At 70.3% G+C, this 10,855-nt stretch carries 11 protein-coding genes and 1 pseudogene; 5 read left to right on the top strand and 7 right to left on the bottom strand.

From position 1 onward, the window contains the following. Positions 1 to 427: transposase (locus AC067Z_RS29865; RefSeq protein ID WP_478792748.1), on the top strand; the 427-nt coding region annotated here is incomplete at its 5' end. A 6-nt stretch (positions 428 to 433) separates the two neighbouring features. On the opposite strand, the pseudogene AC067Z_RS29860 reads toward AC067Z_RS29865, so the two are convergent. Continuing rightward, a pseudogene (locus AC067Z_RS29860) lies at positions 434 to 1,011 on the bottom strand (IS630 family transposase); the annotation flags it as partial. Positions 1,012 to 1,194: 183 nt separating this feature from the next. Here AC067Z_RS29860 and AC067Z_RS29855 point away from each other — a divergent pair. The 3 genes from AC067Z_RS29855 (at position 1,195) to AC067Z_RS29845 (ending at position 3,279) form a co-directional block, all read left to right on the top strand. Beyond that, complete coding sequence (locus AC067Z_RS29855) at positions 1,195 to 1,734, top strand: GNAT family N-acetyltransferase (protein ID WP_478792747.1); 540 nt, start codon at positions 1,195 to 1,197, stop codon at positions 1,732 to 1,734. 216 nt (positions 1,735 to 1,950) lie between these two features. Beyond that, complete coding sequence (locus AC067Z_RS29850; protein ID WP_478792746.1) at positions 1,951 to 3,078, top strand: serine hydrolase domain-containing protein; 1,128 nt, start codon at positions 1,951 to 1,953, stop codon at positions 3,076 to 3,078. A gap of 33 nt (positions 3,079 to 3,111) precedes the next feature. Next, positions 3,112 to 3,279 (top strand): hypothetical protein, encoded by a 168-nt coding sequence (locus AC067Z_RS29845; RefSeq protein WP_478792745.1) that lies wholly within the window; start codon positions 3,112 to 3,114, stop codon positions 3,277 to 3,279. Positions 3,280 to 3,394: 115 nt separating this feature from the next. On the opposite strand, the gene AC067Z_RS29840 is transcribed toward AC067Z_RS29845, so the two are convergent. Further along, entirely contained in the window at positions 3,395 to 3,946 is a 552-nt protein-coding gene (locus AC067Z_RS29840; RefSeq protein ID WP_478792744.1) for a GNAT family N-acetyltransferase, read from the bottom strand. A 76-nt stretch (positions 3,947 to 4,022) separates the two neighbouring features. Between AC067Z_RS29840 and AC067Z_RS29835 the strand changes: the two genes are divergently transcribed. Further along, positions 4,023 to 4,601: a TetR/AcrR family transcriptional regulator gene (locus AC067Z_RS29835; protein WP_478792743.1), complete on the top strand. Its 579-nt coding sequence runs from the start codon at positions 4,023 to 4,025 to the stop codon at positions 4,599 to 4,601. 66 nt (positions 4,602 to 4,667) lie between these two features. Here AC067Z_RS29835 and AC067Z_RS29830 read toward each other — a convergent pair whose 3' ends face one another. The 5 genes from AC067Z_RS29830 to AC067Z_RS29810 form a co-directional block, all read right to left on the bottom strand. Beyond that, the gene (locus AC067Z_RS29830) at positions 4,668 to 5,282 is read right to left on the bottom strand and encodes a TetR/AcrR family transcriptional regulator (RefSeq protein WP_478792742.1); all 615 of its coding nucleotides are present in this window, start codon (positions 5,280 to 5,282) and stop codon (positions 4,668 to 4,670) included. A 111-nt stretch (positions 5,283 to 5,393) separates the two neighbouring features. Continuing rightward, positions 5,394 to 6,254 (bottom strand): 3-hydroxybutyryl-CoA dehydrogenase, encoded by an 861-nt coding sequence (locus AC067Z_RS29825; RefSeq protein ID WP_478792741.1) that lies wholly within the window; start codon positions 6,252 to 6,254, stop codon positions 5,394 to 5,396. Positions 6,255 to 6,361: 107 nt separating this feature from the next. Beyond that, the gene (locus AC067Z_RS29820; RefSeq protein ID WP_478792740.1) at positions 6,362 to 7,534 is read right to left on the bottom strand and encodes an acyl-CoA dehydrogenase family protein; all 1,173 of its coding nucleotides are present in this window, start codon (positions 7,532 to 7,534) and stop codon (positions 6,362 to 6,364) included. 39 nt (positions 7,535 to 7,573) lie between these two features. After that, complete coding sequence (locus tag AC067Z_RS29815) at positions 7,574 to 8,746, bottom strand: acyl-CoA dehydrogenase family protein (protein ID WP_478792739.1); 1,173 nt, start codon at positions 8,744 to 8,746, stop codon at positions 7,574 to 7,576. A 39-nt stretch (positions 8,747 to 8,785) separates the two neighbouring features. Then, positions 8,786 to 10,855, bottom strand: a complete 2,070-nt coding sequence (locus tag AC067Z_RS29810) for an acetate--CoA ligase family protein (protein ID WP_478792738.1) — start codon at positions 10,853 to 10,855, stop codon at positions 8,786 to 8,788.

Below are 10,855 nucleotides of genomic sequence, written 5' to 3'. Positions count from 1 at the left end.
CCTGCCAGTCGCCTTCGCCCTGACCGGCGCCAAGGCCGACGAGCGCGAGACCCTGCTGGACCTCCTCGCTGCCGAACCCGGCCTGGCCGCCGACCGGCCCGGCCAGACGCTGATCGGCGACAAGAACTACTACGGCCGGGGCTTCGAACACGAACTGGCCGGGCAGGACAGCCGGCTGCTGCGCCCGGCCCGCATAGGCGAGCCGGAGCGGCCCGGAGCGCCCCTGTTCAAGCCGTTGCGGCAGGTCATCGAGTCGGTCAACGAGACCTTCAAGGGCCAACTTGATGTCGAACGGCACCGAGGGCGCACACCCGGCGGTGTCGTCGCCCGCGTCATGCGGTGCATTTTCGCAATGACCGCCGCGATCTGGCACAACGACCACACAGGACAGCCGTTCCTGCGCTCACTGACCGCATATGATCACTGAGGGCATCATCGGTAGCACCGGGGCGGACCGGTCCAGCGCCTGGGTCTGCGTGTTCTCATCCACGCACAGCACCAACGCCCTGTCGGGCGGGGCAAGATACAGCCCCACCACATCCCTGACCTTCTCGATGAACTGCGGATCCTTCGACAGCTTGAAGGTGTCCACCAAGTGCGGCTTGAGCCCGAACGTCCGCCAGATCCGCGAGACGGTCGACTGCGACAAGCCTGTCTGCCGGGCCATCTCCCGTGTCGACCAGTGGGTTGCATTCTTCGGAGCGGCCTCCAGGGTCCGCACCACGACCTCTTCGACCTGCTCGTCCGTCACCGTCCGCGGCCCGCCCGGGCGCGGTTCGTCGGCCAGACCTTCCAGACGGTCGCGTACGAACCGGCTCCGCCACCGGCTCACCGTATGTGCCTCAATGCCCAGACGGGCGGCGACATCCTTGTTCGTCGCACCCGTTGCGCTCTCCAGCACGATCCGGCACCGCAGGGCCAGGGCCTGCGACGCCTGGCCCGACGCGTCAACGTCTCACGCTCATCGTCGGTCAGCACCAACTCGGCCTTCGGTCGTCCCGTCCTCGCCATCCACCCAGGATGCCGAACACCTCACTACATTCGCAGCGAAATCACGACTCAGGACACTAGTCGTCCTGTTCGGACAAGGACATCGTGCGGACAGCCGCGATCGAGGCCGTGGCGGGACGGGGCAGTTGGGGTGGAGAGAGCCCGCGTGCCTGGTCGGAGCAGGCGGACTGAGATACTCCGGCCATGGACGCCGGGGTGACGGGGAACGGGACGCGATCGGACGTGGTGGTGACTGTACGGACCACGTCGGCGAACGGCGCGGCCTGGGCGCTGCGTTCGGCGGCGGCAGCGGACATCGAGTTGATCGCGGAGTTGCGGGCCACAGTCATGCGTGCGGATCTGGAACGCCTTGGGCGCTACGACGAGCACCGGGTGCGGCAGCGGCTGCGGGATTCCTTCTCCGAGCAGCACACGTCGATCATCGTGATCGACCGCGAACTCGTCGGTTGCGTCACGGTCCGGCCCGCAGAAGGCAGGCAGTGGCTGGAGCACTTCTACCTTGCTCCATCTCATCAGGGCCGAGGGCTCGGATCCGCTGTTCTGCGCACGGTGCTGGAGAGGACCGACGCGCAGGGCATGACCGTGGGACTGAACGTCCTGCAGGGCAGTGCTGCCCGCCGACTCTACGAGCGCCACGGGTTCGTCGTGGAAGCCCAGGACCCGATCGATGTCTTCATGGTGCGACCGCCGGGGGCGACGGCGAGCACCGCTGCGAAAGCCTGACCCGTGGCGGCCTCGGCACCGTCCTGCGAGGCACCGTCCCGCGAGGCTGTGTCTCTCGTGCGCAACTCGGCGATGTGATCGAGGAGTCGGCGGAGCCGGGCCGGCTCGGTGCGAATCGGAGGACAGCCCCGCGCCGTGCGTGTCGGGGACACCTCGGGGTGTGAACCGGGGTGATTCCCGATACCCGGCCGGATCACCGGCCGAAAGAGTTCTCCCATGACCAACTCACAGCGCCTCAAGCGTAATTGGACCGCACTCGTGGCGGCGGGCGCGGCGCTCGTCGCCCTCACCGCGGGGACCGTGCCGGCCGTCGCGGACACAGGGGGGCGGCCTGCGTCGTCGGCCTTACCGGCTCTGGACCGCGAGGCGTTGCGGCAGTCGATAGCCGGGCTGCCCGACGACACCATGTCGGGTGCGCTGCTACGTGTCACCGGCCGGGACGGTCGCTGGACCGGCATCTCCGGGGTGTCCGTGCCCAGTGCCGACGCGCACTTCAGGATCGGCAGCATCACCAAGCTCTTCACGGCAGCGGTCACCCTCCAGCTCGTCGGCGAGGGCCGTGTGCGGCTGGACGGCACCGTTTCCGAGCTGGCGCCCGGGCTGCTTCCGGACGGCTATGAGGGGATCACCGTAGGACAGTTCCTCAGCCACACGAGCGGGCTGCAGAAGCCCACCTGTTTCCGTCCCGGCACGCCGGCCGAGGTGATCGCCTCGTCACTGTCCTGCGGTACACCGACCACTCCCGGCGCCACCTACCGGTACAACGGCATCAACTACTTCGTCATCGGAAGGCTCATCGAGAGGATCACCGGTCGGACCTACGCCGAGGAGGTTCGTGATCGCATCGTCCGGCCGCTCGGCCTGCGGCACACCTATGTCCCCGACGCGGACGACTGGTCGATCCCGGCGCCCCACACCCGAGGCCTGACAGCGGTGCCGGGGTCGTCCGAACTGAAGGACGTCAGCTGCGCCGACCCCTATGCCTGGGCCGAGGGCGGCATGATCTCCAATGCGCCGGAGCTGTCCCGTTTCCTGACCGCGCTGCTGGGCGGCCGGTTGCTGCGGCACGAGCAGCAGGAGCTGCTGTTCACGATTCCGGAGGGCGTGCCCGGGGCGGTTTACAGCTACGGCGGTGTCATGCGGAGCGAGCTGCCTAACGGCGTGGTGGTCTGGGGCAAGAGCGGCGCCTACCCGGGATACGCGAGTGGCGCTTTCGCAATGCGGGACCTGAGGCGCGTGCTGGTGTACTCGACCAACCCGACGGGCCGTGACGTGGCGAAGGAGACCGAGCGGGTGATGCGGATCGCCGGGGCGGTGTTCGCCACGCGCCCGTCTGCGCCCTGACTCGCCGTCGCTGATGTACCTCGGTGACCCACCATGCCGGTCGACGTCGGAGGCCGCGAGCGAACGGAGGCGGTGTCCCGGTCGCTGTGCGAGCGCGCCGGGTTCTCCGTGGCAGGCGTGACGTGGTTGCCCGCGCCGGCCGCGATCGCGGTGATCGAGACGGTCCACGCCCGGTCCTCGGGCCAGGCGGCCCGCGCCTGATCCTCGGGCCCTGAAGTCGGTGTCGTGATGTCGGGCGCTGATCCCGTTGCCCGCCGCCGAGAGCCTTCGCGGCGCTGATTCACGACGTGAACCGGGTTCACGGCACGAGGAGTTCTCATGACCGGTCGGCAGGGCTCCTGCGGTTGCCCGCCGGGCTGTCGTCCAGGTCGAGGACCCAGTTCTGGCCGACGAGATCGTGACCGAAGCTGTGATGCGGCTCCTCGTCGGCCAGGGCGAAGCCGAAGCTCTGGTAGATCCTGCGCGCAGACACCAGCACGTTGTTGGTCCACAACGTCACCCTCCGGTAGCCGGCCTCGCGAGCGAAGGTCAGGCACTCCTCGACGAGACGGGTGCCGACGCCCAAGCCCCTGCCGGCCGGGGTGACGAGTAGGATCCGCAGCTTGGCCACCCCCGATTCGTCGCCGGACACCAGGAAGATGCAGCCCACGCGCACGCCGTCGACCTCGGCGATCCAGGCCGCTTCCTCGGCCGGGTCGTGCTCCGCTGCGTAGTCGGCGACGATCTTCGCCACCAGCGCCTCGAATTCGGCGTTCCAGCCGAACTGCCGGTCGTAGACCTCGCCGTGGGCCATCACCACCCAGCCCAGGTCGCCGGGGCGGTCGGCCCGGCGCACGGTGACGTGCGGCTGGTGGTCCTGTTGCGACATGAGCTGCTCCCAGGCCCCTGGGCCACGAATCCGATCTCCACTGACACGACTGTTTCAGTGATATTGGGCTAGCTCCATGTCCCAGGAAGCGACAACCCCGTCCGCCCGGCAGGTCGAGCTGCTGGAGGCCGCCTACCGGTACGCGCTCGCACACGGCCTGACCGACCTGTCACTGCGCCCGCTGGCTTCGGCCATCGGCTCCAGCCCCCGGGTCCTGATGTTCCTGTTCGGCAACAAGGACGGTCTGGTCAGGGCACTGCTGGCGCGTGCCCGCACCGACGAGCTGGCGATCCTGGACCACCTCAGGCAGGCCGACCGGCCCGTCGGCCTGGCACTGGCGGTCGAGCAGGTCTGGGCGTGGCTGGCTTCCGGCGAGCATCGCCCGCTGCTTCGGCTGTGGGCCGAGGCCTACGCCCGCTCCCTCGTCGAGCCCGACGGCGCCTGGTCCGGCTTCGCCCGCGCGACAGTGAACGACTGGCTCGACGTCCTGGCCACCTGTCAACCACGGTCGGAGAGAGAAGGCGAGAACGGTGCCACCCGGCGCACGCTGGCCCTGGCGGTGCTCCGAGGTGCTCTGCTGGACCTGCTTGCCACCGACGACGAGCGCCGGGTCACCGCCGCCGTCCATCTCCAGCTCGCCGTGCTGCGTGGCTGAGGAAACACGTGACCGGCGCTCCTTCGCCCGGGCAGGCCTCGGCGCAGGTCACCACGGCCGTCGCACTCAGAAGGAGGGAAACCGGGGCGGTGTGCCGAGAGTCGGCGCGATGGCCTGCCAGATCGCTGCCTGTGCGGTGTCGAGCGTGACCCGGGGATCGCCCAGCATCAGGCGGATGCCGAAGCCGTCGCACAGCGCGAGGATCAGCGTGCTCGTCGCGGTGACGTCGCAGGCGGCGAACTCCCCGGAGTCGATGCCCTGCTCCAGCGCCCCGCCGACCCAGGTGTGGAGCTGGCCGTACAGGTCGACGGCGAGGCTCTGGGCCGTCTCATCACGCAGTGAGCGCACCCAGAGCTCCTGCCAGAGCTTCCAGTCCTGCCGGAGTTCCGGGTCCGTCGGCAGCAGGCTCCGTACGATGCGCGCCAGGGTAAGGGAGGCCGGGACGGAGTCGGCGTCGCCGCCTTCGAGATCGGTGCCGGTCTGTTCGAAGGAATGCGTCATCGCCTCGGCGAACAGCTTCTCGCGGGTCTCGAAGTGGTAGTGCAGCAGCGCCGTCGACACGCCTGCGTGTTCGGCGACCATGCGCATACGGATCTTCTCGAAGCCGACCTCGGCGATCACTTCGCAGGCGGATTTGAGGATCCGCTCACGCGTTTCGATCGTGCGTTCGGCCTTGGTCACGTTGATGCTCCCCGTCCCGGATCGTGCCCTGGTGGTCGGCCCGGCGGCCGCCCAGCTGCACTCCATCTTTGCGTATCGTGGCGCCGGGGCCGGGGGCCCCGGCCCCGGTGGTCATCGGTAGGTGTGGAAACCCCTGCCCGACTTGCGTCCGAGCAGGCCGGCGTCGACCATCCGCGCGAGCAGCGGCGGCGGTGCGTACAGCGGTTCCCGGTACTCCTCGTACATCGACTCCGCTATGGCCTGCGTGGTGTCCAGGCCGATCAGGTCGGCCAGCGCGAGCGGCCCGAGCGGATGGGCGCAGCCCAGGGTCATCCCCTGGTCGATGTCCTCGACGGATGCGGTGCCGGTCTCGGCCATCCGCACGGCGGCCAGCAGGTAGGGGACGAGCAGCGCGTTCACGATGAAGCCCGCGCGGTCCTGGGCGCGGATGACCTGCTTGCCCAGCACGCGGGAGGCGAACGTCTCCGCCCTCCGTGCGGTCTCCTCACCGGTGAGCAGGGATGGCACCAGCTCGACCAACGGGAGCACCGGCACGGGGTTGAAGAAATGCAGGCCGACGACCTGTCCCGGGCGCGAGGTGGCCGCCGCGAGCCGGATGACCGGGATCGAGGAGGTGTTGGTCGCCAGAATCGCGTCCGTGCGTTCCACGGCCGCGTCGAGCCGGGCGAACACGTCCAGTTTCGCCGACTCGTCCTCGGCCACCGCCTCGACGACGAGATCGCGGTCTGCCATCCCGGCCATGTCCGTGGTCATCGCGATCCGGCCGAGCGCCGCGTCGCGTTCGGCGGCGGACAGCTTCCCGGCGGTGGCGGCGCGCTCCAGGGAGCCGGCGATCCTCCTCAGGCCGGCGTCCGCGGCCGCCCGGCTCGTCTCCACAACGACGACGTCCTGTCCGGCACGTGCGCAGATTTCGGCGATACCGGATCCCATCAGGCCGCAGCCCACGATCCCCATGCGTTCCACGTCGGCCATCGGTTCTCCATCCACTGGGTACTGGCGGGCAGCGGTTGCGGGTTCTGTTCGTGCGGGTGTTGCGGCGGTCCCGGCCGTGGCAGACGGCCGGGACCGCCGCGTTGCGGTCAGCCGGCGAAGGGCATCTGCAGAACGCCCGTGCCCCGCTTGACGAGTTCGCCCGCGATGATGAGGCGCTGGATCTCGGAGGTGCCTTCCCAGATGCGGTCGACGCGCAGTTCGCGGTAGAGCCGCTCGACGGGGTAGGAGCGGTCGTAGCCGCGGCCGCCGAAGATCTGCAGGCACCGATCGATGACGCGGCCGGACGCCTCGCTCGCCGACAGCTTGGCGATGGCCGCCTTGGCGTGCAGGGTCTTGCGGTCGGTGTGCGGCTGGTCGGCTTCCCAGGCGACCTGGTGGGTGTAGGCGCGGTTCACGGCGATGTCGACGGCGCAGTCGGCGAGCATGCCCTGGATGAGCTGGAAGTCAGCGATGGGGGAGCCGAACTGGCGGCGTTCGACGGCCCAGTCGCGCGCGAGTTCCAGGGCGCGTTCGGCGGCGCCGATGGTCCGGGCGGCGATCATCAGCCGCTCCTCGGTGAACCAGGAGCGAGTGATGTCGTAGCCGTTGCCCACCTCGCCGAGTACGGCGTCCGCCGGAACGTGGACATCGGTGAAGGTGAACTCGGGGTGCTCGTAGACGAAGGTGTGCATCCAGCGCGGCACCCGGGTCATGTCGATGCCCGGAGTGTCCTTGTCGACGAGGAACAGTGTGGGTGCCCGCTCCGCCCCGGCCGCCGCGAGCACGATCATGAAGTCGGCGTGGTCGCCGACGGTGACGAACCACTTCTCGCCGTTCAGCACCCAGCCACCGTCGGTCCGCGTCGCCGTGGTCCTGAGGTTCTGCGGGTCGGATCCGGCCTCGGGCTCGGTCACCGCGTAGCAGTCCCGGCGCGCGCCCCGGATGACGGGGACGAGGTACCGCTCGCGCTGCTCGGGGGTGCAGAAGCGCAACGCGTTCGCCGGACGCCACACCATGTCCCACAGCGCGCCCGTGAGCCGCCCGAGCTCCTCCTGGACGGTTGCCTGCTCCAGGACGGTGAGGCCGGCGCCGCCCCACTCCGTCGGCATGTTGACAGCCTGCAGGCCGCTGTCGAGCACGGCGTCACGGATCTCGGCGTGGGCCTGCGGGGGCAGGCCGTTGTTCTCCTCGCAGCCGAGCTCGTACTTCATGATGAACTCGGTGAGCCCGCGCGCGGAGCTCTTGAGCTCTTCCTGACGGGCGGTGAGACGGAAGTCCATGTCATTCCTCGGGGGTTGTGGTCACGGGGTGGCAGGGCGTCAGGAGACGGGCAGCGAGAGTGCCCGGGTGCCGCGCTTGATGAGTTCGTTGGCGATGATGAGGCGCTGGATCTCGGAGGTGCCTTCCCAGATGCGGTCGACGCGCAGTTCGCGGTACATGCGCTCGACGGGGTAGGAGCGGTCGTAGCCGCGGCCGCCGAAGATCTGCACACACCGGTCGATGACCCGGCCGGCGGCCTCGCTCGCCGCGAGTTTCGCCGTCGACGCCTTGGCGTGCAGGGTCTTGCGGTCGGTGTGCGGCTGGTCGGCTTCCCAGGCGACCTGGTGGCTGTAGGCACGGTTCACGGCGATGTCGACGGCGCAGTCGGCGAGCATGCCCTGGATCAGCTGGAAGTCGGCGATGCGGGAGCCGAACTGGCGGCGTTCGACGGCCCAGTCGCGGGCGAGTTCCAGGGCGCGTTCGGCAGCGCCGATGGTCCGCGCGGCGATCATCAGCCGCTCGTCGGTGAACCACTCCTTCGTCAGCTCGTAGCCGTTGCCGACGCCGCCGAGCACGTCCTCGTCGGGGACGAAGACGTCGGTGAAGGTGAACTCGGGGTGCCCGTTCACCGCGGAGTGCATGAACCGGGGGACGCGCGTCATCGCGACACCCGGCGCCTGCTTGTCCACGAAGAACAGGGTCGGCGCCCGCTCCGGTCCCGCGTCGGCCTGCACCAGCAGGAAGTCGGCGATGTCACCGCAGGTCACGAACCACTTCTCGCCGTTGATCAGCCAGCCGCCGTCGGTGCGGACAGCGGTACTGGTGCCCGAGCCGGGGTCGGAGCCCGCACCCGGTTCGGTCACCGCGAACGCGTCGAACCGCTCGCCCCGGATGACCGGCAGCAGATACTTCTCCCGCTGCTCCTCGGTGCCGTACGCCAGGACGTTGGCGGGCCGCCAGGGGATGTCCCAGAGGCAGTTCGTGACCTTGCCGAACTCCTCCTCGACGATGACCTGGTCCAGCAGGGAGAGGCCGGGACCGCCCCACTCCGCCGGCATGTTGATCGCGTAGACGCCGGCGTCGATGGCGGCACGGGTCAGTTCCCGGACCGTCTCGGCGGGCAGCGGCCCGCCGGCCTCCTCGGACTGGTCCTCGTACTGCATCAGGAGCTGTGTGTAGGCGGCGGCCCGCGTCTTGAGGTCGGTCTGTTCGGGGGTGTAGCGGAAGTCCATGGTGTCCTCCGGGACTCGAGGGGTTGGGACAGCAGGGGGTCAGCCCAGGACGGCACGGGCATCGAGGGCCAGGGCACCGTCCGGACGCACCAGCAGTGGATTGACCTCGAGTTCGGCGATCTCCGGGTGCGCGGCGGCGACGGTAGTGATGCGCTCGATGACGGCTGCCGCGGCGCCCACGTCGACGGCCGGCTGGCCCCGCACGCCCGACAGCAGCGCAGCGGTCCGCAGGCCTCGCAGCAGGGTTTCGGCACGCCGGGCCGGGACGGGGGCGAGCGAGAAGGCGACGTCGTGCAGGGTCTCGGTGAGGACTCCGCCGAGGCCGACCATGGCGACCGGTCCGAACCGTGGGTCGCGGTTCACGCCCACGATCAGCTCGATGCCGTCCGTGAGGTCGGCCATCGCCTCGACGGAATAGGAGGGCGCGCCGAGCCGGGCGTGCATGTCCCGGTACGCGGCGAGGAGTGCAGCCCGGTCGGCCAGCCGCAGGGCCACGCCGCCCGCGTCGGACTTGTGCAGGAGGTGCAGGGCCTTCAGCACGTACGGACCGTCGAACTCCTCGGCCGCGGCCAGCAGTCCGGCCTCGTCGGTGACCTCGTGTGCCGGCGGGAACGGCACACCGGAGGCGTCGAGCAGCGCCCGGATTCCGTGGTACCCGGTGTCCCGCAGCGGCGCCGCTGCGGGCGGAAGCGGGGTGACCCCTGTCGCGGCGCCCGCCGCCGGACCCGTCATCGCCGCCAGTGCGCGGACGGCGTCCTCGGTGGCGGCGAACACCGGTATCCCCGCGTCGGCCAGCAACCGGCAGCTCGGTGACTGCGGATACATCGACTGCACGACCAGGGGCTTCGGTGTTCTCCTCAGGTGCGCGACGATCTCCCGAGCGGCATCCGACTCGCCCTCGGCGAGCGCGGCACCGCCGGCCGGGCCGCCGCCGAGACCGCCCTCGGAGGCCGCGTAGCCACCGAAGTAGCCCGTCATCAGGACGGTGTCGATCTCGTCGGTGGCGAGCAGCCCTGCGACCGTGTCGGCGTACGAGAGGGGGTTCTGCTCACCCATCCCGGCCAGGTCGACCGGGTTGCCGACCGACGACTGCTCCCACAGCACGCTCCTCAGTCGCTCCTGCGCGGGCGCGCCGAGTTCCGGCACGTCCAGCCCGGCGTCCTCGGCGGCGTCGGCGGCGATGGCGCCGTGGCCGCCGCCGTCCGTGAAGACCGCTGTCCGCCTTCCGCTCGCTCGCTGCCCGGCGTTCAGGGCAGCCAGCACGATGGTCATGTCCCGTGGTGTGGGGACGAGTTCCACCCCGGCGTCGCGGCAGGCGGCGGCCACCACGTCCGCCGAGGTCGTGAGGGCTCCGGTGTGCGACTGGGCACTGCGGGCCGACGCGCTGCCGCGGCCGGCGGTCAGCAGCACGACCGGCTTGCCCGCCGCCGCGGCGGCGGCGGCGAAGGCGCGGCCGTCGCCGAAGTCCTCGGCATACACGGCGATGGCACGCGTGGCCTCGTGCCGCGCGCAGTCCTCGACGAGGTCGACGAGGGTGACGTCGGCCTGGTTTCCGAGGGAGACGAAGCGGGAGAAGCCCATCCGGTGCGGCGCGAAGCGGAGCTGGAGTTCGAGGGCGAGGTTGCCGCTCTGGCTCAGCAGGGCGACACCGCCGGGCGTGAAGGTGTCGGAGGCCAGGTAGAGCTCGGTGGTGTTGTCCGCGATCCCCAGGCAGTTGGGGCCGACCAGGACGGCGCCGGCGGCGCGCACGCGCTCCGTGATCGCACGCTGTCGGGCCAGCCCGGCGGGGCCCGCCTCGGCGAAGCCGGCGGTGATGCCGACGATCGCCCGCGCGCCGCACGCCAGTGCGTCGTCGACGGCGGCCTCGAAGCCGGCGCCGGGTACGGAAACGACCACCAGGTCGACAGGCTCGCCCACGTCGGCGAGGCTCGTGGCGGCGGTGCGGCCGAGGACCGTACCGCCGCGGCGGTTCACCAGGTGCACGGGGCGCCGGCCGGGGGCGCGCAGGGCCTGGGAGGCCACTGCGTGACCGTATTTCGCCGGGTCGTCGCTGGCGCCGACGACGGCGACCGACTTGGGATCGAAGAGAGCGCTCAGGTCACGGCCCAT

It is taken from the genome of Streptomyces sp. NPDC043812, from assembly GCF_056436245.1.
Note: the sequence above shows the minus strand (reverse complement) of the source record. Positions and strands in the feature narration are given on the sequence as shown.